This is a genomic window from Planktothrix prolifica NIVA-CYA 540 (assembly GCF_963864145.1).
Taxonomy (GTDB): Bacteria; Cyanobacteriota; Cyanobacteriia; order Cyanobacteriales; family Microcoleaceae; genus Planktothrix; species Planktothrix agardhii.
Genome location: NZ_CAWLTW010000001.1, coordinates 2577581 through 2600089, shown reverse-complemented (window position 1 = coordinate 2600089; position 22509 = coordinate 2577581). Strand labels below are relative to the sequence as shown.

The window sequence follows — 22509 nt, the reverse complement described above, 5'->3', positions numbered from 1 at the left end:
GTTGGAAAGGAAAGGACGATCGCATTTCCCTCGATCCTAAATTGCTATAATAACAATCAACCCAAAAATCTTAACATCAAGCATAATGTCTACTTATAGCGAGGTACTGAGTCAGGCTCAAAATCTCACTCCTGATGAGCAACAACAACTTTTAGAAGTATTGTCAGCATTGATGCGCGATCGAGTAACAACCCAGACTCAGCATAGCAGTGAAAGATTACCCGGAAAAAATTTAAAGAGATGGTGCGGTTTTTTGCCGCCTCGTTTGGATGCTTTGGAATTCCAGTTGCAAATTAGAGAAGAATGGGATGATTAATAAATATCTTCTCGATACCAACATCCTGATTTACTACTTCAATGATGGGTCAGAAGTTCAGCCTATATTTGATGAAATTGAAGTTGGAGATGCAGAGGCATTCTACTGTCCGATTAGTTGGGTAGAGTTACTTTGTTATCCAGCATTGACGGAAGAAGAAGCGAATGAGATGCGAGAATTTTTGAGGCTTCTTAACTGCGTATCATTGACAGAATCAGTTTTAGATAGTGCAGCCCAAATTCGTCGAGATTATCGCTTGAAACTAGGTGATGGTGTAATTGCAGCCTGTGCTTTAGTTGAGGGATGTGTTTTGGTAACTCGTAATGCTAAGGATTTTCAGCGCGTTAATGGGTTAACTATATTGAATCCATTTGATTAGGTAAAACAAGGGGCGATCGCACTTCAGAAAATTAAGCGCGATCGCATATTTATTAACTGTTCTTGATATGATGTTCAACATAAGAGCGCAGCACGGCATTCATTAGAGATTGATAACCTTTTCCTTGGTTTTTAAACCAATCTAATACATCGCTATCAACTTTTAAAGAAATAGCTTGTTTTGTCAGTGGTGTTACAAGTTTTGCTTTTTCCCAGAAATTCGCATCTAATTCAGGAAGATCAGAGGTATCGATCGCAGATTCTGGAATATTTTCTAATTCCTCAAGTCGTTTGGGCGAGATAGTCATAGTAGGTATTTTTTTCTTGACGAGTGGCTTTTCTTGCACCAGATGATGCGGATAATTCCATTTTTTTCAGTATGCGCTACGGTGACGATAGGGAAGAAACCTTGTATATTCAGCTTTTTGCCTTTTTTCAAGTGGTGAGTTATTTCTGCCAAGCTGCACTAGAGGCTCAATCGCTTATGATAAATGTATTACCATAAGTCTGGGAGTTTAAACCATGTCTCTCGCTGAGTTAATTCCTTTGGTGAACAATCTGAGCCAGTCAGACAAATTATCTCTCTTCAAACTCCTGGCTGTGCAAATCCCAAAGGCTGAACTACAAGTTATTTTTTCTGCATCAGAGTATCCGGTTTGGTCGCCCTACGACGCAACGGAAGCTGCAAACATTCTGATGCAGATGGTTCGGGATGACCAAGAGGCATCTACTCATGCCTAGTACAATCGAGTTTCCCTTTTCTGACGATGAAGCATTACCCACGATTCCCATCACTCTAAGTCATGCAGGCTTTTCTGTCTCCGCGAATGCACTGCTAGATACTGGGTCTGCGGTCAACCTATTACCTTATGACATAGGGCTGCAATTGGGTGCAGTTTGGGAGGAACAAACTGTCCGCTTGCCATTGACTGGAAATCTTGCAAGGGTTGAGGCGCGGGGTGTATTTGTGTATGTTCAAATTGGGAATCTGGAACCAGTTCGTCTAGCATTTGCCTGGGCACAATCCTCTCAGGTGCCCTTAATTCTTGGGCAAACGAACTTCTTCCGAGAATTTGATGTTTGTTTTCAGAGATCGCGATGCAATATCGAGATTATCCGCTTCTAATAAGCGTCGATGTCGATAAATTAAGTGAAGCGCGATCGCACTTCAGATGGTTTTTGTTATTATAGCTCTGCTCGCTGGATAGCAAGGTGCGATGCCCAAAAGCGTGAAAAAAGGCAAGGTGCGATTTTGGGAAAATAAGAGTGTGATCGCATTTTTGGGGAAATAAGGGCGATCGCATTTCCCTCGCTCCTAAATTGCTATAATAACAATCAGCCCAAAAATCTCAACATCAAGCATGAAGATCAGAGTGCGATCGCATATTTATTAACTGTTCTTTATATGATGTTCAACATAAGAGCGGAGCACGGCATTCATTAGAGATTGATAACCTTTTCCTTGGTTTTTAAACCAATCTAATACATCGCTATCAACTTTTAAAGAAATAGCTTGTTTTGTCAGTGGTGTTACAAGTTTTGCTTTTTCCCAGAAATTCGCATCTAATTCAGGAATATCAGAGGTATCGATCGCAGATTCTGGAATATTTTCTAATTCTTCAAGTCGTTTGGGCGAGATAGTCATAGTAGGTATTTTTTTCTCGACGAGTGGCTTTTCTGGCACCAGATGATGCGGATAACTCCATTTTTTTCAGTATGCGCTACGGTGACGATAACGACACCTTGTATGGCACCAATACTGATTTCTCGGATTTCTCCGTAGTCAAAACGCTCATCAATGGCATTAAAAACGATTCCATCAAAGATTTATTGAACTTCTTCAAAGCTAATGCCATGTTTTTTGAGATTTTGGGCATTTTTATTTTCATACCATTCAAACTGCATGATATTGTATATACAAAACGCACTTATAATATAGCATAACCAGATCGCACTTTAGGCAAAAAAGGAAGTTGATCATAAAAATCGCACTTCGGAAAATTAAGGGCGATCGCATTTCCCTCGATCCTAAATTGCTATAATAACAGTCAGCATAAAAATCTTAATTAAGAATCTATGATTAGGCAAATTAATATGACCGCAGTGCAAAAAACAGTAGATATTAGTGGTTCACAAATGAGCGTGCAAGAATTATTACATCTTGTTGGTGAAGGGACAGAGATTTTACTGACAGATGGTAATAACCCTTTGGCTCGTCTAGTTCCTATTGCTCAACAAAATGTACCTCGAATAGCCGGACTACACCAGGGAGAAATATGGACAAGTAATGATTTTGATGCACCATTACCAGAAGAATTTTGGACAGCAGACAGTCATTCAAGGTTTAGAATAGTAAAAAAATAGTTGAGAGATGATATGCAGCGAATATATGAGGCTATATTGAACGGCAACCTTTTAGAATGGGCGCGGGAGGTTCCCAAACAGAGCGATCGCCCTATTAGAGTTTACGTTACTTTACAAGAAGATCAATCAAGTCTAAGTGCTGAGTTTCGTCGCCAAAAAACATTTGAAATATTGGAAAAAATTGCAGCAAGTAATGTTTGTGCTGATATTAGCGATCCGGTGAAATGGCAGCGAGAATTGCGTCAAGATCGTTCACTTCCAGGTAGAGATGGATAATGCTACTTGATAGTAATATTATTATCTACGCTTCCCAATCAGAAAACACACAAATTAGGCAGTTTATTGGCGAACATGACATAGTTGTGTCGGCAATAAGTTACGTTGAAGTGCTGGGTTATCATCGACTAACTGAAGATTATAGATTGTATTTTGAGGAATTTTTTGGTGTTGTGGAGGTTTTACCGATTTCTAACGCTGTACTTGATCAAGCAGTGGCGTTGCGACAGATGAGGAGAATGACGCTTGGGGATGCTATTATTGCGGCAACAGCTTTGGTTTATGGCATAACTTTAGTGACAAGAAATATAGACGATTTTCGATGGATTGCTGAGATCACATTGATTAACCCGTTTGAGGCTTAAAAAAGATGGGCGATCGCATTTCCCTCGCTCCTAAATTGCTATAATAACAATCAACCCAAAAATCTTAACATCAAGCATAATGTCTACTTATAGCGAGGTACTGAGTCAGGCTCAAAATCTCAGTCCTGACGAGCAACAACAACTTTTAGAAGTATTGTCAGCATTGATGCGCGATCGGGTAACAACCCAAACTCAGGGTAAACGATCGGAAATTGATGCAGCACTGATTGAAATGACACAAGATCCAGAGTATCAATCTCAAGTGCTACAGATGGAGACTGAGTTTTCGGTAGCGAGTTGGGAAGCGTTGCAATTGTGGGAATCCTCAGTATGAAGCGGGGAGAAGTCTATGATGCTCGACTTGAACCTGTTGAGGGTTCTGAACAAGGAGGAACCCGTCCTGTTATCATCGTTAGTCGAGCTACAATCAATACATATAGCCCCGTAATTTTAGCTATTCCCTGCACTACTTATCAAACTGGTAAACGAGTTTATCCCACTCAGGTATTAATTAAAGCTCCCGACGGTGGATTAACCAACGATTCTATCGCTATGGCAGATCAAGTACGGGTATTATCTAAATCTCGTTTATTGAGTTTACGAGGAATACTTAGTGATCAAGCAATACTTCTGATGAATCAAGCTTTATTAATTGCGTTGGATTTGCCTGGTCAAGTTTAATCGCACTTTGCAGAAAATAAGAGCGCGATCGCATTTTTGGGGAAGATAGAAATGTGCGATCGCATTTTGGAGAAGATAAGAGTGCGATCGCACTTAGGAAAATTAAGGGCGATCGCACTTTGGGAAGAAATGGGCGATCGCTTTCGATTTCACCTTCATCCAGAAATATTAAAGGGTCTTTAGCCTGACCGATTAGATATCATAGTTCACTAGCAGGTAGTCTCTATCCACGGCTTCATAATTCCGTAAAATTACTTGTTGACAATTAGTTAACTTAGTGATATGATGGTGTGGTTAAGTAAATTTCAAAAATCAATAACATGAATGAATTTAAAGAACAATTTGGTCTTGCTTTTGCATGGATAGCAGGCTGTGTGATCGCTGCTTTTATCGTTGGACTAAGTGTGGGATTGTTTAAAGGTATTTTTCATTTATGATCAAAAAAATATCTTATGTTGGAGTAGCTCTTTTGTGGATTGCTTTATTGTGGTTACTTCCACTTAGTCCAGCCAAAGCTGATCCTAGCCTAGTAGGGAAAACCACTGAATCAATAAGAAGTGAAACAAGGTTCCAAGAAATTTTAGGCCACCTCCCAAGTGAGAAAGTCTATACGGGAGTAGACAAAAAAAGTAATGATAAATATTCTAGGGTAGAAGATTCGGAGCCTCATTTTGAATCTTACAATCTTGATTTTATTCAAGATTCTTATTTCACAGGTGAGAGGTTAGGTTATAAAATAGGAAGCTCCATAAGACAACAAATAATAGAAAAAAAATAGTGCATTTTATGATAAGCTTAACTCAAGGTGATGTTAAAAACATATTGTTCTTATTTTTAGCTTCGATAGGGTCTGTTTATTTTCTCAAAAACCCCAAAGCTCCCAAGATTAATTTATCTAACTTTAACAAAGATCCCAATACTTTAGATGATTCAGTGAATCCAGAACAGGATTCTGATCAAGAAAACCATAGTTTAGAAATTTTAGAATTAGCAGAAAATGTTTTAGATGATTCAGTGGATCAAGAAGAAAACTCTGACCAAGAAAACAGTAGTTCAGAAATTTTAGAAGTTGCCAAAAAGCAACATATTAATACTACTCACCAGTCAGAGCAAGAAGAAATATCAAAAATATCACTAGAGGCAATTCTTAAAGGGGCATTACCAGTATTTTTGTCTTTGTTGGTAATATATCTCTTGTATAAATATTTTTCCGCCTATCCTCTAACTAATTTTTTATTCTCTCTCTAAACTCTCTGATTGCCGAGTTCACTAGCTCAACTTCCTACCAAATTGATCCTATATAGATGGTGCGTGCGCCTGCGCTTACGCACCCTAAAGTTATTTTAATTTATCCTCATAAAATCCGTGAAATCCGTGAAATCCTCTTAAATCCGTGATCCCCATTAATATATTATTTAGCAACTTTAATCGGCCCATCAATACTACCACTAAAAAACTGTTTGACGATCGCGCTATCGGTTGTAAATGCTTCCTCAATTGTTCCTTGCCATTGCACTAAACCTTGATATAGAAAAACAATCCGATCCGCCGTCCGTCGAATGGTACTATCTTGGTGCGTCACAATACTATAGGTACTGCAACCTTTTCCACTATGTTGTAAATCCCTAATTAAATCTTCAATAACTGTTGATGCAATCGGATCTAACCCGGCGGTAGGTTCGTCATATAAAATTACCTCTGGAGTCTCCCTCGGATTTTCTGGATTTGGCATAATTGCCCGGGCAAAACTGACCCGTTTTCGCATTCCTCCCGATAATTCGGCGGGATAGCGATCGCCTATATTTGGTAATCCTACCATCTCCAATTTTTCATTAACTAATTCCCTGATTTTTTGAGGAGGTAATTTTGTATGTTGATATAGTAAAAAACCAATATTTTCCATCACCGTTAAAGAATCAAATAAAGCCGCCTGTTGAAATACCATGGCAATTCCAATCGGATCAGTAATATCATCGACCCATCCTTGCCGTTTTTTTCCTAATATATAAACCTCCCCTTCGTCGGGGGGTAAAAGTCCGGCAATAATTCGCAAAATCGTTGATTTTCCCGTTCCTGAAGGGCCAATAATTCCTAATGCTTCCCCCCGATAAATGGTTAAATCAACCCGATCTAAAATCCGTTGGGAACCAAAGGATTTACTAACTCCTTTTAATTCAATTAAAGGTTCTAAAGATTCTGAGTGCTTTGATAAAACCAAGTTATCCTTAAAATCGACGGGTTCAACCTTAATCCTCTGAGTTTTTCCCTTATTACCGTCTTTGAGCATTTCCCTAAACCCTTCTCATCATTGTAACTTATACCCAATACAGTTGTTAAACAAACGATTTAATCGTTATCATCAGAAAAATGGGTAGAAACCCCTAACTTCTAGTTAGGCTTTATATTTTTCCCTTTTCAGGGAGGAGGGTATGGTTGCCCTCCTAACTCCTATTTCTAGGGTAAAGTTAGCTTCGCCAAGGTTTTAAGAGCTTGTTAGGCTAGTAGCACTGTCTTACCCCTCGTAAAACTGTTTAACTACTAACGACAGAGCCAGGGACTAGCTTCGCATCCAACAGGGTGTCATGACTCAAAAAACGTAGTCAGTTAAGACTTAGGCTGGTCAACTAACTGAAGTTAGAGGCACGAAGCCCCGTCACTTCAGTGCGGGGTGCTGACCACTTTGAGCTCCCTCGTTAGGAAAAATTAAACACACCGATAGCCCGATGGGATTAACCTCTAGTCCGTTATTTTACGATCAGCACGACCTCCCTAGTCTAAATTGTCTGTAAAAGCCCGTATATCAAAGTAAACACTATTTATGTCAACTGGTTCGTTCAAACACACCTTCCGCAAAATTATGAAACTCAGACTCCATCTTGGCCTATCGAACTATCGTTCTCACCGGATGATTAACCAATGGTTTAAATGGTTATCCCCTGGGTTGTTTATCAAGCGGTGGATGGCGGTTAGCGCCACGGGGGTGTTAGTGGCTAGTTTGGGTTTGGCGATCTCGACGGGAATGACTCCGATTTATTACATCCTACAACTGCTGAAAAATTTATTAGGATGGATTACCACCGTTGTGCCAAATTATATCTCAGGGCCATTGATGATTGCCTTGGGGGTTGTGTTAGTTCTTTGGAGTCAAACCCGCAGTTTAAATTCAATTAGTGAAGCCTTTTATCCGGCAGGAGATGAACAATTAGTCGATCGTTTGTTGAGTCATCGCCGTTTATTGCGGGGGCCGAAAATTGTTGGGCTTGGGGGCGGTACTGGGTTATCCACTCTATTACGGGGATTGAAAGAATATAGTGCGAATATTACCGCCATTGTTACTGTGGCAGATGATGGCGGATCTTCAGGACGGTTAAGGCGAGAAATGGGAGTTTTACCCCCTGGAGATATTAGGAATTGTATCGCCGCCTTAGCCGATGAAGAAAGATTATTAACGGAGTTATTTCAATATAGATTTACCGCCGGAGATGGATTAACCGGACACAGTTTCGGAAATTTATTCTTAACCGCCATGAGTGAAATTGAAGGGGATTTGGAACAGGCGATCGCCGCTAGTTCTAAGGTATTAGCCATTAGAGGTCAAGTCCTACCCGCCACATTAACAGATGTTAATTTATGGGCAAAATTAGCCGATGGTCGCCGAATTCATGGGGAATCTAGTATTACTGAAGCTAAGGGAAAAATTTTGACAATTGGCTGTATTCCCCCCAACCCTCCCGCCCTACCGAAAGCGGTGCAAGCGATTTTAGAGGCAGATTTAATTATTATTGGCCCTGGTAGTTTATATACGAGTGTAATTCCTAATTTATTAGTTCCAGAAATTGCCGCGGCTATTGCTTCTCGAAATGTTCCCCGGATTTATATTTGTAATATTATGACGCAACCTGGGGAAACCGATGATTACACCGTTTCTGATCATATTAAAGCTATTGATAAAGCCTGCGGTTATCAATTATTTGATGCGGTGTTAACTCAAGGAACAGTTCCCCCAGCTAATGCTTTAATTCGATATGCTCAAGAGGACTCCCATCCAGTTATTTTAGATCGAGATCTGGTTAAACAATTGGGTCGAAGAATTGTGATGAGTAATGTTATGGATGTTGATCCCGATACCGGATATTTACGCCATGATCCCTATCGGTTAGCCCAGGTATTATTAAGATGGTTTGGCAAAAATAACCCGTAGGTTAGAGAGTCCTAAAGGACTCACTACAACGTAGTAAGCCCTTCAGGGCTTAATCCTTTCTAAACTATTCAGATAAAATTATGACTCAATTCCATTTACCCAACGCCCAAGCAACCCATGAATTAGGCAAACAATTAGGGCGATCGCTCCCTCCCCATAGTATTCTATTATTAGAAGGGAATTTAGGAGCCGGAAAAACAACTTTTGTTCAAGGTTTAGCCGCAGGTTTAGATATTCCTGAATCTATTGAAAGTCCGACATTTACTTTAATTAATGAATATCTAAATGGCAGGATTCCTCTCTACCATTTAGACTTATATAGATTAGAAGCATCGGAAATTGAACACTTGAATTTAGAACAATATTGGGAAGGAATTGAAGTCGAACCCGGAATTATTGCCATTGAATGGGCCGATCGTTTGCCCTATAAACCGGAAAGTTATCTAAAAATAGAATTAACTTATACAGAAAAAGCTGATCGTCTTGCTACTTTATTTAATCTTGGTCAGAATAATTTTAATCTGGATTTAGATCAGATTGAATTGCTAAATTGAGTATGATTTGGAGGCGATCGCCAAACAAAATAACTTTACAAAACTATTGAATTATGGGATAATTTAAACAGACTGATCCCAGTTTAACCTATTTCCCAAAATCCCCCAATGATTCAATCTACAAAACCCTTAATGTTTCTAACTTCTTTCCTTTTTGTCAGTATTTTTTCGGTTGCTGTTAATGTTCAAGCTCAAACCAAAAGCAAAATAACCCTGACTATTGATGGGTTAAAAAATAAAAATGGACAAATTTGTGCGAGTTTATTTGCGAGTAATAAAGGCTTCCCCAGCAATGGAGACGATGCGATAAAAAGCGGTTGTGTGAGTATTACAGAAGTTCCTGTTGTCATGAGTTTTGATAATTTACAACCGGGTAGTTATGCGATTGCCGTTCTTCATGATGCAAATAATGATAAAATGGCTAACCGAAATGCTTTAGGAATTCCCACCGAAGGATTTGGTTTTTCTAAAAATCCCACTATTCTCACCGGGCCCCCAAAATTCAATGATGCTGCGGTTGTGGTAGCAGGGGAAAACACTAATATTAATATTAAATTAATGTATTTGTTAGGCGGTTAGGGGTAATTCATGAATTACCCCTAAATATAGGGTTAAATCCCAAAATTTGCGTAAGTCCTAGTTAATAGACCTGAATCCAGGCCTTAACATCATATTCTGTCCAAATCCCATTTTGCCAATAGGGGTCAGACTCAATTAACTGACGCACGGTTGCTTCATCCTCCGCTTCATAAATTCCAAATATTTTAGTAACATCCAGAGTCGGGCCAATAGTTAATAAAACACCCGATTCTTTTTGTTGTTTTAATCGTTCTAAATGTTCCGCCCGATAGGGTTCTCGTTTCTCCAGAACGTTCTCACAATAGCTTCCGAACATGACATATTTTGGCATAATTGTTACTGATTGATTGTTGATTTTTGACTGGGATCTAACTTCTGAGACTGACGTTAAATTGTTGTACTAAAGCATCTCGGACTTTTTGTTGAAAGGGGTCAATATCGGTATCGGTTAAAGTGCGATCGCTAACCCGATAAACCAAACGAAAAGCCAAACTGCGTTGACCTTCGGGCACATTTTTCCCCCGATATTCGTCGAAAACTTCCACCGATTCTAATAAATTCCCAGCGGCTTTGGTAATACAGCGTTGAATATCTGATACAGGTACTTCCACGGGGACGAAAAAGGCAATATCTCGATCGGAAGCGGGGAAAGTAGAAAAAGGTTTGAATTTACGAACTAAATTAGAGGGGCGATTCATCCCTTCTAATAATACCGATAACTGGAATTCAAAGGCATAAACTTGATTGGGTAAATCCTGTTTTTGACAGAGTTGCGGATGCAATTGTCCGAAAATTCCTAACCGTTTTCCCTGTAACCATAAAGAAGCTGTGCGTCCGGGGTGTAACAATTCTAGGGTAGATTCCGGTTTATATTCAACGGTTAAATTCAGGCGTTGAAATACTGCTTCTAAAATGCCTTTAGCTTCAAACCAAGTTAGGGGTTGTTCTTGACCACTGCGAACCCAACGGCCCAAACTGCGATCGCCTCCCATAATCCCAGCAACGGCATCTTGTTCTTTATATTCGTCTCCTTCTTTCCAGAAAATTCGACCGATTTCAAAGCCATTTAACGGCCCGTTTCCATTTTCTAAATTATAAACAAAGGCATCAATTAATCCGGTTAACATTTCGGTGCGTAATGCCGAATATTCCACAAACAAAGGGTTATCTAAAACAACTTGATTATCCCCCTCGGTTTTAACTAGGGAATAGTGCATTAATTCCGTTAGTCCTTCCCCGCGAAAAACCGCCCGAATTTGTCGCGTTGCCACCTGTTCTAAGGGAAGATAACCCGATACTCCTTGACTGGGCAATGTATCACGGAATTGATCATATCCGTAGAGACGGGCGACTTCTTCAATTAAGTCAATTTCCCGTTCTAAATCTCGATAACGATAGGGGGGAACAGTAACTTGCCAAATAACAGAATTATTCTGAGATTCCTTAACTAATTTACAACCTAAAGCAGTGAGAGTTTTTTCTACTTCTTCCGGCAATAAATAGGGGGATTCGGCTCGTTTCAGTTGTCCTAAAATAGCATTAATTCGATCTAACCTTAATGTAATTTCAGGAGTCTGAATTTTTATAGAACTGCGATCGCTTTCTTGACGAACAGGAACCCCAGAAGCTAACTCTTTTAATAATAAAATAGCCCGCCGACAAGCCAATTCTAATTCCGCCTGATTGACTCCTCTTTCATAACGGGTAGAAGACTCACTGCGTAGCCCTTGCGCCCGGGCAGAACGACGAATAGCGATGGGTGAAAAAATAGCTGCTTCTAACAATAGATTTTGAGTTTCTGCAAAAACTTCTGTTTCTTCACCTCCCATAACTCCCGCTAAAGCCACCGGATAATTATTGGCGGTAATTAACAGATTTTGCTCCTGTAATTTCCGAGTTTGACCATCTAAAGTTTTAATGGATTCATCGGATTTAGCAAAGCGCACACCGACGGTTAAATCTTGAGAGGAAGTTAACTGTTTCAGACGATCTAAATCAAAGGCATGAAGCGGTTGTCCCCATTCCAATAAAATATAATTGGTGACATCTACCACATTATTAATCGGACGCACCCCCGCCGCTTGTAAACGGCGTTGTAACCAATCGGGAGAAGGAGCAATTTTTACCCCTTTAATGATTGTCCCAATATAGATCGGACAAGCGGTTTTATCAGCAATTTCAATCCCTAAAGATTCAGACTGATCTGGCTGTTCAATTAATAACTCTGGAGGTTGAGGAATTCTTAAATTTGCCCCGGTTAATGCGGCAATTTCCCTGGCAATTCCCACCATACTTAAGCCATCGGCGCGGTTAGCAGTTGCGGTGACATCTAAAATAACATCATCTAACCCTAATAACGGTCTAATATCACTGCCTAACGCCGGATTTTCTAGGTTAAAACTGTGGATTCCCGAGGACTCTTTTTCTAATCCCAATTCAGCTAAAGAACAAATCATCCCCTCGGAGGGAACTCCCCGCAATTTTGTCTTTTTTAGTGTTAAATTAATTTTAGGCAGATGGGTTCCCAAAACTGCCACGGCCACCACCATTCCCGATGCCGCATTGGACGCCCCACAAACAATATTCAGGGGTTCTGAAGCACCAATATCAACTTGACAAACCCTTAATTTATCAGCATTGGGGTGTTGTTCGGCTTGAATAATTTTCCCCAGGACAACCCCATCGGCCCAGGAACGTAAATCTTCAATATCTTCTACCTCGAACCCCGCCACAGTCAGGATTTCAGCCAACTCTTGGGGGGTGTTCTGGATATCTACCAGTTCTTGTAACCAATTTAGAGAAATACGCATCGTGATTCGCTTTCAATTTTCCTAATCCATTGTTGCACCAAGTCGGGTGTTGAGCGTTTGTTATTGGTTGATTTTGAAGGTGTTGAAGCTCAATCACTGAAACTATGAGGATTTTGTGTTATAATTCTGGTGTCAACACGTTCAAATATTGCTACAAGGGCAAGATTATTGATTCTGGCTCCCATAAAACGTTTCATAGAAAACGAGTGTTTATGCTTCAAGGGTGGCATAGTTGTTAAGAAATAAGTAGAAACACAAATCCAGTATTATATTATCAGTCCTGTGGGTTTTGCAAGTTCTCCGTTCAATGGTAAAAAGCAATCTCAAACATCATGAGCTACTGTGTTAATCCAGCCTGCCCTCAACCTGAGAATTTAGATGATGCCCTCAAGTGTAAGGCTTGTGGTTCAAAATTGCTGCTGAGAAATCGCTATCAGGTGATTCAACCTTTAGGTAAAGGCGGATTTGGGGCAACGTTTCTAGCTCAAGATATGTCCCTACCCGGACGCCCGAATTGTTTGGTCAAACAACTACGACCCACGGCGACATCGGCTCGAATTTTAGAAATGGCACGGGAGTTATTTCAACGGGAAGCAAAAACCCTGGGTAAAATTGGTGATCATCCCCAGATTCCTCGCCTAATTGATTATTTTATCGGGGGAAAACAATTTTATTTGGTACAAGAATATGTGGATGGCTATACTTTAAAACAAGAGGTCAAGGAAAAGGGTATTTTTGACGAGGCACAAGCCAAAAAATTTCTGCGGGAAATTATTCCCATATTAGATTATATTCACAGTCAAGAAGTGATTCATCGAGATATTAAACCTGCTAATATTTTACGTCGGCGAATTGATCAAAATTTAGTTTTAATTGACTTTGGAGCGGTAAAAGATCAAGTTAACCAAGCCACAATGATGGGAACTGGAGAGACGGCTTTTACTAATTTTGCCATCGGGACATCGGGGTTTGCTCCCCCCGAACAAATGGCTTTACGTCCGGTTTATGCCAGTGATATTTATGCGGTGGGCATGACCTGTGTTTATTTGATGACTGGGAAGTCTCCTAATTCCTTTGAAAGTAATCAAATTACCGGGGAAATTTTGTGGCAACCCCATTTAGATGTGAGTGATTCTTTTTGCAGTATATTGCAACGAATGTTAGAATTTTCGGTGCAGTATCGCTATCAATCGGCGCAAGATGTTCTGCGAGCATTAGATTCTGAATCTAGTTATGAAGGTCTTTCAGGAAGCATGGTAATGCAGCAGAAGTCTAACTCAACTTCTAACTCGAAATTACCAACTCCTACGGATGAACCTACTGTTTTCAATGAAAATACCGGGTTGATGTTGACTTCAGAAAAAATAGGTGCACAAATTCGAGAAAGGAAACAACGGTTAGCGCAAAAAAAATCAGGAAAGATTGGAGGAGATCAGGATATTTATGATCAAACTGCTATAGTTAGTAGTTTCGGTGCTAATCAAGGCGCTCCAGTTAGCATTATCTCTGATTCTGGTGCGAATAAAAAAGTTAATTCTGCTTCTGTCCCTGTAAATTCAGCCCCAAAATGGAATGAAAACACATTAAAAACTGCTTATGTAAAGGGTAGACGGGATTTTGCGGACTGTGAATTAAGTGGTTTAAATTTAGAAAATTTTGATTGGTCTGGGGCTAATTTTTATGAATCCCGTTTAAGTAATACGAATTTTCAAGGGGCCGATTTAACAGAAGTTAATTTTGGTCGGGCAAGATTAACGAATGTTAATTTCAGAAATGCTAAATTAGTTAAAGCCTATATGAGTAATGCTAATTTAGAACGGGCAGATCTTCGGGGTGCAAATTTGAGAAATGCCTGTTTAAATCGGGCTAATTTGCGAGGGGTGAATCTTTGTGGTGCTAATCTTACGGATGCCATTGTCACCGATGAACAATTAGCCATGGCTAAAATGAATGGGCGCACAATTAGACCAAATGGAAAACGAAAAAGTTGGTGGTGGTTCTGGTTTTAAAGCCGGGTAAGCTGCACAAATATTTCCTATTCCTATTCCCTATTTCCTAGTGCGTAGCACTATAAAACACAATGCAATACTATTTTACCGCATTTATCGTTATTTTCTTCATCGCCTGTTATGGTTACAGTTATTTGATTGTTCAACTAGCTAAACAAAAAGGAGAAGAATTTTTATTGTTTGGAATGTTATTCGGGTTATTTGGATTTATGGCGTTTTGTGCCGCTTCTGTTCCCTTTTTACATTGGCTACTAGATTAATAAATTCATCAAGTTTTATGCCGTTTTTAAAACAAAAAACTATTGTTTTCATTATACCAAAAACGGCAATATTAATCAACCTGTTATTTTATTTTTACATGGATTTCTAGGAAATAGTCAGGATTTTAATACCCGAATTTCTCCACTATTTTCCCAGTTTTGTTGTTTAACCCTTGACCTCCCTGGACACGGACAAACTCAAGTTTTAGGAGAAGACATTTGTTATCAAATATCTGAAACAGCAACCGCATTAATAGAGTTATTAAACCATCTAAATATTGCCCAATGTTATTTAATGGGATATTCTATGGGGGGAAGATTAGGATTATATTTAACCTTAAATTTTCCCCAATATTTTCAAAAAGTAATATTAGAATCCACATCCCCAGGACTCAAAACTGAATCAGAGCGGTTACAACGGTTGATTTCAGATATTCAAAAATCTCAACAACTACAAACCCTGGAATTTCCAATATTTTTAGACCAATGGTATAACCAACCACTATTTCAAACCTTAAAAAATCACCCTGAATTTGATCAAATTTTTGATCATCGTTTAAAGAATAATCCCATGGAGTTATCAAAATCCCTGCGGTATTTAGGAACCGGAAATCAACCGTCTCTCTGGGAAAAATTACCCAACAATCAAATACCCCTATTGCTGTTAGTTGGAGAATTGGATCATAAATTCAAACAAATTAACCAAGAAATAAACCAATTATGTCCCCTTTCCCAGTTGCAAATTATCCCGAATTGTGGTCATAATATTTTAATTGAAAATCCTCAACAGTGGATTAATAAAATAGTTAAGTTTTTATCGGAATGAATTATCAATTTCAGTTTCAACCCTATCAACGTCCGTTTAAAACTCCCCTCAAAACCGCCCACGGAATTTGGAATATTCGAGAAGGAATTATTTTAAATTTAACCAATAAACAGGGTAATATAGGATGGGGAGAAATTGCACCTTTAAGTTGGTTTGGGTCGGAAACCTTGGAAGATGCGATCGCCTTTTGTCAAAAACTTCCGAGTATCATTTCAACAGAAACAATTTTTACTATTTCTGACAGTTTACCCGCTTGTCAATTTGGGTTTGAATCTGCATTAATTGAGTTAAATTCTAACCCATTAGTTGATTTATCTAAACTTCAATATAGCGGATTATTACCTACTGGAGAAATAGTTTTAAATACTTGGGAAACCCTATTTCAGCAAGGATATCAAACCTTAAAATGGAAAATAGGTGTTGATGAAATTACAACAGAAATTAATATTTTTAAACAGTTAGTCAAGATCGTAATAGAAACTTTAAGCAGTCCTCAAAAAATCCGTCTTAGGTTAGATGCAAATGGCGGTTTAACCTTTGAGCAAGCAGAATATTGGTTAGAAACCTGTGATTTAATTAATGCCAATCAAGACTTGATTGAAATTGAATTTTTAGAACAACCTTTATCTATTTCTCAATTGGATTTAATGTTAGAATTATGCGATCGCTATTCCACTTCTCTAGCCTTAGATGAATCCGTTGCTAATTTACAACAATTAAACTTTTGTTATCAACAAGGATGGTCAGATATTTTTGTGATCAAACCTGCTATTTTTGGATCTCCAAGAAAACTCAAGAATTTTTGCCAAAAAAATAAAATTGATACCGTTTTTTCTTCAGTTTTTGAAACCGATATCGGTCAAAATTCCGCTTTAAAAATTGCCTCTGAACTATTATTATATAATCGTGCTGTTGGATTTGGAATTAATCATTGGTTTATTTCCTAAATTATATCCCCAGAATCCCAGTAGCGAAAAACTGATATAGCAACCGCCAAGGCAGTTAGGACACCAGACGGATCTTAGAACCCAAACGGTTAAGTATTTTCCCCCGGTGTTCCCTCTCCCCCAAGCCCTGCCGTGCACGGGGGGTTTGGGGGGGCTGTTCCCTGCTATAACTGTTAGAGACGCGCCAATAGCCTACGGCATCGCTGCGCTCGGACACGCCTCCGATAAATGATTTCACATAAATACCCGATGTTGCAGACTCGGCATTTGCCGCCGAACCTGTTCCAGACGGGCGGGATTAATTTCTGCGATCGCAATTCCTGGCCTATCACCTGCATCCGCTAAAACTGCCCCCCAAGGGTCAAGAATCATCGCATGACCGTGAGTATACCGACGCCCATAATGACATCCAGTTTGAGCAGGTGCGACCACATAACAGGTATTTTCAATCGCTCTAGCCTTGAGCAGAACTTCCCAATGATCCTTACCCGTATAAGCAGTAAAAGCTGCTGGAACAAAGAGAATTTCTGCTTCTTTTTCGGATAAATGGCGATAGAGTTCTGGAAATCGGACATCGTAACACACCGATAGTCCCAGGTTGCCCAACTCTGGATGATGATAAACCGGAGGTAAAACCGTCCCCGCCATCACCGTATTAGATTCCTGATAAGTATTGCCATCGGGCAAATTAACATCGAACAAATGAACTTTTTGATAACGGGCTAATTCTTGACCATTAGCATCAATTAACACCGCCGTATTATAAACTTTGCCATCACCCGAAGGAACTGGAAATCCTCCCGCTAATAGAGTAATTTGAAACTTTTGGGTAATGGTTTTAAGAAATTTTTCTGTAGTTTGAGCAATAGTTTCAGCTTGAGCCATTTTCTCGGCTTCCTCACCCATAAAGGGAAAATTCTCAGGTAAGCTGACTAATTCAGCCCCCTGACGAACTGCTAAATCAATCAATTCTTCTGCCTCTGCCAGATTTTTTTCTAGCCAAGGGGTACTGGTCATTTGAATAGCCGCAGCAAGATAGGATTTCATTGATAAAAAATATATTTACAAGTTAAAAGTAAAGGAGCATGGGGAGCAGGGGGGGCAGGGAGAGGCAGGGGAGGTAAACTCTTTACCCATTACCTATTACCCATTACCCATTACCTGTTCCCCATTCCCTGTTCCCCGTTTATATCAAGGTTTGATTAAGAGAGGGGATGGAACAGTAAATCGGGGAAGAAACGATTAAATTCGATTAAAACCCCAGCCGTAAAAACCATCAAAGCGGCAGCTAAAACGGGTGCTGTTGAAAGATATTTCAAGAAATACTGCATGAGTTTTTTTCTCCTAAGTTTGCAAATGTGAAAAACAATTAATCTGTTAAAAGAAACCAGAATTCACAAAGATTATTAGAACATAAACAAAGTTTGTTTATGGGATAATTAGGGAATATTTAGGTGATTAATTCAACTGAAATCTTCCCTAATCTCTGTTTAAGAATTCTGTAATTAACGAGGTGAAACGGTGATTTCGTCATCTTTGACGTACAGTTCACCGGTGGTGATTTCTTTCAACGCTGCTAAGGGCCACAGGAAACCACCGAGCATAAAGGTCAGAGCCACAGGAACATTGATGATAATTTCTTTTTCTGCGGGGTTTTCGCTCTTTCTTGCATATTGTAAATAAGACCGACCGACCCAACCAATCCATCCGGCAATATACAGGAACAGAACGCCAGGAATTAAGAAATCTCCCGCATGAGATAAGCTTCCATCCACAATTAAATGGGGTAAGCCATCTTCTTTTCCGCAGAGTTCTTGGGAATAGCGCTCAAAGCGTGCTTTTGCCTGTGCCGGGTTAGCCGCAACAGATATAGAGGTTTTTGCCCGTTGCTGAAACACGGAAGATTCAGAGCAAGGAACTAAGTTATAAGCTGAAGCTGCGGGAACAACGGTCATCCACAAGCCTAGGGCTAGAATAGCAGCTAACAATCGACGCATAGAAGTGTTTCCTTTTGTTACGTTTGTCATTATTAGGTTCAGTTGTTCACTGTACCCAAAAAATCTGCAATGATAAAGCTATTCAAAGTTAGCTCCGATCATTTCATAAAATTTATCAGTCAATGGCAACAGTTTTAGCAATTGAAACAAGTTGTGACGAAACCGGGGTCGCAATTGTAAAGAATCGTAAAGTTTTAAGTAATGTTGTGGCTTCTCAAATCCCCATTCATCAACAATATGGCGGGGTTGTCCCCGAAGTTGCCTCCCGTCATCATTTAGAAATGGTGAATCCTGTCCTTGACCAAGCATTAGAAACCGCAGGTTTAGACTGGTCGGCCATTGATGGGGTGGCTGCCACCTGTGCACCCGGACTGGTAGGGGCGTTAATAACGGGTATTACCACAGCTAAAACCTTAGCCTTGGTGCATGATAAACCCTTTTTAGGGATTCATCACCTGGAAGGTCATATTTATGCCAGCTATTTAACCGAAACCAGTCTTCAGCCACCGTTTTTATGTCTGTTGGTATCGGGAGGTCATACCAGTTTAATTCATGTTAAAGATTGTGGGGTCTATCAAATCTTGGGACATACGATGGATGATGCCGCCGGGGAAGCCTTTGATAAAGTAGCCCGGCTGTTAAATTTGGGCTATCCTGGGGGGCCAATTATTGACCAGTTAGCAACTCAGGGCAACCCCAAAGCCTTTGCCCTACCCGAAGGCAAGATTTCCCTCCCCAATGGGGGTTATCATCCCTATCATTCCAGTTTTAGCGGGTTAAAAACGGCGGTATTAAGGTTGGTTCAAACCTTAGAAAAAGAAGAAAATACCTCGTTGCCCGTTGCCGATATTGCGGCGAGTTTTCAAGATACTGTTGCTAAAAGTTTAACAAAAAGGGCGATCGCTTGTGCCTTAGATTTTGGATTAGATACTATTGCTATTGGGGGAGGAGTGGCGGCAAATAGTGGGTTAAGAAAACATCTGCAAGAGGCGGCTAAAATCCACGATTTGCGGGTATTATTTCCGCCTTTAAAATATTGTACCGATAACGCCGCCATGATTGCTTGTGCGGCTTCAGACCATCTTAACCGAGGTCATATTTCACCATTAACTTTAGGGGCGCATTCCCGAATGTCGTTGGAAGATGTGATGCTGTTATATAAAGGGTAATTATGAATTACGAATTACGAATTGGTGATGATGATGGATTTTTGTAATTTTATCCTTTAGAAATAGAGATAGAGGATTTTCCAATAAAAACATCATTTCCAAAAGATGTAGATTGTGTTTCTTCCTGGGATACTAACAAATCAAACCAGAATGTTGTTCCGATGCCCAACTCACTCATTAAATGAACTTGACTTCGATGTTTTTCAATAATATTTTTCACAATAGACAACCCTAAACCCGTTCCTTCTAGGGTGTGAACGCGATTTTCTACCCGGAAGAAACGAGTAAAAATAGCCTCTTGGTCTTCTAGTGAAATTCCGGTTCCCGTATCAGAAACTTCAGTTCTAATATAACGATTTTTAGGTCGATTTCCAGCTAAATGTAAATCTACAGGGCGAGGGGGAGGAGGGGAAATAATCCAGCCTCCTTTTTCAATTTCCTCTACTTCTTGATTTTTCTTGAGATTATCTTCTTCTAATAGATAAACTCTGATAATTACCCGGCCCCCCAAAGATGTAAATTTCAGCGCATTTCCGACTAAATTGGTTAAAACTTGCAACAATAAATCATAATTTCCGACAACTAAAGGTAAATCTGGTTCTATTTCTCGACTAAGTTCAATTCCTTTATCCTTAGCATTCAATTGATAGGTTCTCAAAGTCTGTTCTACCACTTGCGCCATATCAACGGGTTCAAAATTGTAGATACGACAGGATTCTAAGCGAGACAAATCTAACACATCATTAACTAAACGAGTTAAACGGTCTGTTTCATGGTTGGCGGTGGCTAAAAATTCCTGTCGTTCTTCTTCGGTTAAATCTTCTCCATAATCATGGAGGGTTTCAATAAAGGATTTAATATTAAATAACGGCGTTCTTAATTCATGGGAAATATTACTAATAAACTGACTCTTAGCATCATTTAACTCTACCTCACGAGTAATATCCTGAATGGTCATTGCAATCCCTTTTAAACTTTCCCGATAATTGTCTTCCCCAGGAGAATTTGACATCGGATTATAGTCATATAAAGTACATTCCTGAACATGGGGACGTTCTGATAATTCACAAGTATTTTCCGCGTCGTGAATACAGCTATGACACAGGGGTTCAGCCCCAGGAGATTTATGTAATAAAACCGTGGTTAATAAAATTCGTAATGTCCGATTTGTGGGTTCTCCCAAGGAACAACGAAACTCTCCGCCATCTAAAGTTCCACTGGCAATTTTTTGTAAAGGTTCTGATAATTCTTCTGTAACCAAATTGGGTAAAAAGTTGAGAACATTATTGCCAATAACCGTTTGACCTTCCCATCCAAATAAACGTTTTGCGGTGGGATTAACTAAAATTAAATTCAGTTCAGCATCAATTAAAACGGCTCCATCGGCAATAGTTGAAACCAAGGTTTCTAACTTGGCTTTTTCTGCGGTTAGTTCTTCAATATTTTGTTCTTCAAAACTTTCTAGGCGTTCTGCCATTTCATTGAAACTGGAAATTAATTCCCCTAATTCTCCTCCAAAGGGTAAATCAACCCGTTGATTAAAATTTCCTACGGCAATATTTTTAACTCCCTGGACTAATTCTTTAATCGGTTGAGTAATAGTTAAAGCATTAAATACCGCCCCTAAAATTACCATCACCCATATTGAAACAAATACCGCTAAAGTTACATCCCTGGTTAAATTTGATGAGACAACAACGGTAGGATTAGGATTAATTCCAATCGCTAAAATCCCTAAATAATTTCCATTGTGCATCATGGGAACAAAAACATCCGTCACCTCTCCAGCCGGAGTTAAATGTTGTCTTACCATCGGCAAATCCGCAAAATTTCCTGACTGCACACTGGCTAAAAAATTATCAGGTAACTGCATCCGCCGCCGTAGGGTTAAGGAATTTTGTACTGCCGAATCGGAAAAGGGTAAACCTAGATAAATTTCCCCCTCTTGATCCGCATATAACATATAACGGACACTAGATGTACTGGTGTAGAATTGACGGGAAAACCGTGCGACTTCATCCCTTTTTTCTTCAGCAATTAGGGGGGCGACATTGGCGGCTAATAGTAATCCTAAATCTCGACCGTAACGGGTATCGTTGATGCGAGCATCTTCTTGAATCGTGTTGACGGCCCAAAATGTTAAACTACTCATCAATAGAGAAACTACCAGGGTCGCCCCCGCCATTAACCGAGTTTGCAGGGTAAACTCTGACCACCATCTACCAATAATCTCAGCTATTTTTTTGAGGAGTCTCAGCATTTGTTGAGGATTAGGGGGTTGACGGTTGGGTAATTCTGTGTTCATCGGCAATACGGTAATGGTTTGATAATTCCTCCATGTACTATATTGGCCTGTAGAGACCCAGAGTTGTGTCTAACAAAAGCGTTAAGTTTTGTTAACACATACTATACATAGTAACAGGAGATGGGAAAAGCGGGGGAGCAGCAGTACAAGCGTCCTCCCTCGGTGACAATAACAGAACTTATGCAGGCGTAGTAGCGTCGCCCTGTTTGGGAAATTGCGTTTTCAAGTTTGATAGGAGTCACTTATTTTTAAAGATTAAATTGGCAATTAATTAGATTCATTTCGGCAGTGGAGTCAGCTTTAACAGGTAAGGAAAGCGAAATTAAGGTGGTTAAGAGGGAAAGGGAAAGAAGAAGGCGAGATTTAATAATTGCCATGGTTTGAGAGTTAATAATATTGGCATAAATGATATACTGATATAGCATAATTTACCAAAAAAAATCTTAATTTTTTGGTTAACGGCAATATCCCT

31 protein-coding genes are annotated in these 22509 nt (G+C 39.6%); 21 read left to right on the top strand and 10 right to left on the bottom strand.

All coding sequences use genetic code 11. The annotated features are described in order from the left end of the window. The first annotated feature begins 85 nt into the window (after positions 1-85). Both AC559H_RS11860 and AC559H_RS11855 read left to right on the top strand, forming a co-directional pair. Positions 86-316: a hypothetical protein gene (locus AC559H_RS11860; RefSeq protein ID WP_026788656.1), complete on the top strand. Its 231-nt coding sequence runs from the start codon at positions 86-88 to the stop codon at positions 314-316. Continuing rightward, positions 309-695 (top strand): type II toxin-antitoxin system VapC family toxin, encoded by a 387-nt coding sequence (locus AC559H_RS11855; RefSeq protein WP_026795728.1) that lies wholly within the window; start codon positions 309-311, stop codon positions 693-695. Before AC559H_RS11860 ends, AC559H_RS11855 begins: the two co-directional genes overlap by 8 nt. 52 nt (positions 696-747) lie before the next feature. Here AC559H_RS11855 and AC559H_RS11850 read toward each other — a convergent pair whose 3' ends face one another. Continuing rightward, positions 748-1002, bottom strand: coding sequence for a BrnA antitoxin family protein (locus tag AC559H_RS11850; RefSeq protein ID WP_026795729.1), 255 nt, complete (start codon positions 1000-1002; stop codon positions 748-750). A 214-nt stretch (positions 1003-1216) separates the two neighbouring features. Here AC559H_RS11850 and AC559H_RS11845 point away from each other — a divergent pair, with 214 nt between their 5' ends. Beyond that, entirely contained in the window at positions 1217-1435 is a 219-nt protein-coding gene (locus AC559H_RS11845; protein ID WP_026795730.1) for a hypothetical protein, read from the top strand. Beyond that, positions 1428-1820, top strand: coding sequence for a pepsin/retropepsin-like aspartic protease family protein (locus AC559H_RS11840; RefSeq protein WP_026795731.1), 393 nt, complete (start codon positions 1428-1430; stop codon positions 1818-1820). Before AC559H_RS11845 ends, AC559H_RS11840 begins: the two co-directional genes overlap by 8 nt. 264 nt (positions 1821-2084) lie before the next feature. On the opposite strand, the gene AC559H_RS11835 is transcribed toward AC559H_RS11840, so the two are convergent. After that, positions 2085-2339, bottom strand: a complete 255-nt coding sequence (locus AC559H_RS11835; protein WP_026795732.1) for a BrnA antitoxin family protein — start codon at positions 2337-2339, stop codon at positions 2085-2087. Between the two features lie 23 nt (positions 2340-2362). On the opposite strand from AC559H_RS11835, the gene AC559H_RS11830 reads away from it, so the two are divergent. From AC559H_RS11830 to AC559H_RS11790, 9 genes are all read left to right on the top strand, one after another. Then, a complete protein-coding gene (locus tag AC559H_RS11830) occupies positions 2363-2638 on the top strand; it encodes a hypothetical protein (protein WP_026798510.1) in 276 nt (91 codons plus the stop codon). Between the two features lie 150 nt (positions 2639-2788). Continuing rightward, positions 2789-3058, top strand: coding sequence for a type II toxin-antitoxin system Phd/YefM family antitoxin (locus AC559H_RS11825; protein ID WP_036833245.1), 270 nt, complete (start codon positions 2789-2791; stop codon positions 3056-3058). Positions 3059-3070: 12 nt separating this feature from the next. Continuing rightward, positions 3071-3334, top strand: coding sequence for a hypothetical protein (locus tag AC559H_RS11820; protein ID WP_026795735.1), 264 nt, complete (start codon positions 3071-3073; stop codon positions 3332-3334). Beyond that, the gene (locus tag AC559H_RS11815; RefSeq protein ID WP_026795736.1) at positions 3334-3699 is read left to right on the top strand and encodes a type II toxin-antitoxin system VapC family toxin; all 366 of its coding nucleotides are present in this window, start codon (positions 3334-3336) and stop codon (positions 3697-3699) included. Before AC559H_RS11820 ends, AC559H_RS11815 begins: the two co-directional genes overlap by 1 nt. A 79-nt stretch (positions 3700-3778) precedes the next feature. Next, positions 3779-4033: a hypothetical protein gene (locus AC559H_RS11810; protein WP_026798509.1), complete on the top strand. Its 255-nt coding sequence runs from the start codon at positions 3779-3781 to the stop codon at positions 4031-4033. Then, positions 4030-4380 (top strand): type II toxin-antitoxin system PemK/MazF family toxin, encoded by a 351-nt coding sequence (locus AC559H_RS11805; protein ID WP_026795738.1) that lies wholly within the window; start codon positions 4030-4032, stop codon positions 4378-4380. The genes AC559H_RS11810 and AC559H_RS11805 overlap by 4 nt, the downstream gene beginning before the upstream one ends. 53 nt (positions 4381-4433) lie before the next feature. Continuing rightward, on the top strand, positions 4434-4568 hold the full coding sequence (locus AC559H_RS11800) for a hypothetical protein (protein WP_269147416.1): 135 nt from the start codon (positions 4434-4436) through the stop codon (positions 4566-4568). A gap of 245 nt (positions 4569-4813) precedes the next feature. After that, positions 4814-5158, top strand: coding sequence for a hypothetical protein (locus AC559H_RS11795; RefSeq protein WP_026795739.1), 345 nt, complete (start codon positions 4814-4816; stop codon positions 5156-5158). Positions 5159-5166: 8 nt separating this feature from the next. Continuing rightward, the gene (locus tag AC559H_RS11790; protein WP_027250310.1) at positions 5167-5628 is read left to right on the top strand and encodes a hypothetical protein; all 462 of its coding nucleotides are present in this window, start codon (positions 5167-5169) and stop codon (positions 5626-5628) included. Positions 5629-5791: 163 nt separating this feature from the next. Here AC559H_RS11790 and AC559H_RS11785 read toward each other — a convergent pair whose 3' ends face one another. Beyond that, the gene (locus AC559H_RS11785) at positions 5792-6667 is read right to left on the bottom strand and encodes an ABC transporter ATP-binding protein (RefSeq protein ID WP_081694808.1); all 876 of its coding nucleotides are present in this window, start codon (positions 6665-6667) and stop codon (positions 5792-5794) included. Between the two features lie 531 nt (positions 6668-7198). Here AC559H_RS11785 and AC559H_RS11780 point away from each other — a divergent pair. From AC559H_RS11780 to AC559H_RS11770, 3 genes are all read left to right on the top strand, one after another. Beyond that, positions 7199-8581 carry a gluconeogenesis factor YvcK family protein gene (locus AC559H_RS11780; RefSeq protein WP_026795742.1) on the top strand — a complete coding sequence of 461 codons (1383 nt, stop codon included), beginning with the start codon at positions 7199-7201 and terminating at the stop codon, positions 8579-8581. Between the two features lie 80 nt (positions 8582-8661). Then, complete coding sequence (tsaE, locus tag AC559H_RS11775; RefSeq protein ID WP_026795743.1) at positions 8662-9135, top strand: tRNA (adenosine(37)-N6)-threonylcarbamoyltransferase complex ATPase subunit type 1 TsaE; 474 nt, start codon at positions 8662-8664, stop codon at positions 9133-9135. 108 nt (positions 9136-9243) lie between these two features. After that, positions 9244-9714, top strand: coding sequence for a DUF2141 domain-containing protein (locus AC559H_RS11770; protein ID WP_026795744.1), 471 nt, complete (start codon positions 9244-9246; stop codon positions 9712-9714). A 61-nt stretch (positions 9715-9775) separates the two neighbouring features. On the opposite strand, the gene AC559H_RS11765 is transcribed toward AC559H_RS11770, so the two are convergent. Both AC559H_RS11765 and pheT read right to left on the bottom strand, forming a co-directional pair. Further along, positions 9776-10045, bottom strand: a complete 270-nt coding sequence (locus AC559H_RS11765; RefSeq protein WP_026788645.1) for a YciI family protein — start codon at positions 10043-10045, stop codon at positions 9776-9778. 37 nt (positions 10046-10082) lie between these two features. Then, positions 10083-12524, bottom strand: coding sequence for a phenylalanine--tRNA ligase subunit beta (pheT, locus tag AC559H_RS11760; protein ID WP_026795746.1), 2442 nt, complete (start codon positions 12522-12524; stop codon positions 10083-10085). A 332-nt stretch (positions 12525-12856) separates the two neighbouring features. Between pheT and AC559H_RS11755 the strand changes: the two genes are divergently transcribed. From AC559H_RS11755 to AC559H_RS11740, 4 genes are all read left to right on the top strand, one after another. Further along, positions 12857-14533 (top strand): serine/threonine-protein kinase, encoded by a 1677-nt coding sequence (locus AC559H_RS11755; protein ID WP_026795747.1) that lies wholly within the window; start codon positions 12857-12859, stop codon positions 14531-14533. A 71-nt stretch (positions 14534-14604) separates the two neighbouring features. Continuing rightward, complete coding sequence (locus tag AC559H_RS11750; protein ID WP_026788642.1) at positions 14605-14793, top strand: hypothetical protein; 189 nt, start codon at positions 14605-14607, stop codon at positions 14791-14793. Continuing rightward, positions 14789-15619, top strand: a complete 831-nt coding sequence (menH, locus tag AC559H_RS11745) for a 2-succinyl-6-hydroxy-2,4-cyclohexadiene-1-carboxylate synthase (RefSeq protein WP_347375205.1) — start codon at positions 14789-14791, stop codon at positions 15617-15619. The genes AC559H_RS11750 and menH overlap by 5 nt, the downstream gene beginning before the upstream one ends. Further along, positions 15616-16566 (top strand): o-succinylbenzoate synthase, encoded by a 951-nt coding sequence (locus AC559H_RS11740; RefSeq protein ID WP_026795749.1) that lies wholly within the window; start codon positions 15616-15618, stop codon positions 16564-16566. Before menH ends, AC559H_RS11740 begins: the two co-directional genes overlap by 4 nt. A 234-nt stretch (positions 16567-16800) precedes the next feature. On the opposite strand, the gene AC559H_RS11735 is transcribed toward AC559H_RS11740, so the two are convergent. The 3 genes from AC559H_RS11735 to AC559H_RS11725 all read right to left on the bottom strand — a co-directional run bounded on the left by AC559H_RS11735 (position 16801) and on the right by AC559H_RS11725 (position 18563). Then, complete coding sequence (locus AC559H_RS11735; RefSeq protein ID WP_026795750.1) at positions 16801-17613, bottom strand: carbon-nitrogen hydrolase family protein; 813 nt, start codon at positions 17611-17613, stop codon at positions 16801-16803. Positions 17614-17768: 155 nt separating this feature from the next. After that, the gene (gene psaJ / locus AC559H_RS11730; RefSeq protein ID WP_026795751.1) at positions 17769-17897 is read right to left on the bottom strand and encodes a photosystem I reaction center subunit IX; all 129 of its coding nucleotides are present in this window, start codon (positions 17895-17897) and stop codon (positions 17769-17771) included. 174 nt (positions 17898-18071) lie between these two features. Then, entirely contained in the window at positions 18072-18563 is a 492-nt protein-coding gene (locus AC559H_RS11725) for a photosystem I reaction center subunit III (RefSeq protein WP_026785996.1), read from the bottom strand. 122 nt (positions 18564-18685) lie between these two features. On the opposite strand from AC559H_RS11725, the gene tsaD reads away from it, so the two are divergent. After that, a complete protein-coding gene (gene tsaD / locus AC559H_RS11720; protein WP_026795752.1) occupies positions 18686-19732 on the top strand; it encodes a tRNA (adenosine(37)-N6)-threonylcarbamoyltransferase complex transferase subunit TsaD in 1047 nt (348 codons plus the stop codon). A gap of 49 nt (positions 19733-19781) precedes the next feature. Here the strand turns inward: tsaD and AC559H_RS11715 are convergent, their stop codons facing one another. After that, positions 19782-21992: an ATP-binding protein gene (locus AC559H_RS11715; protein WP_043937338.1), complete on the bottom strand. Its 2211-nt coding sequence runs from the start codon at positions 21990-21992 to the stop codon at positions 19782-19784. 293 nt (positions 21993-22285) lie between these two features. Then, positions 22286-22462, bottom strand: coding sequence for a hypothetical protein (locus AC559H_RS11710; protein WP_155806180.1), 177 nt, complete (start codon positions 22460-22462; stop codon positions 22286-22288). Positions 22463-22509 lie beyond the last annotated feature (47 nt).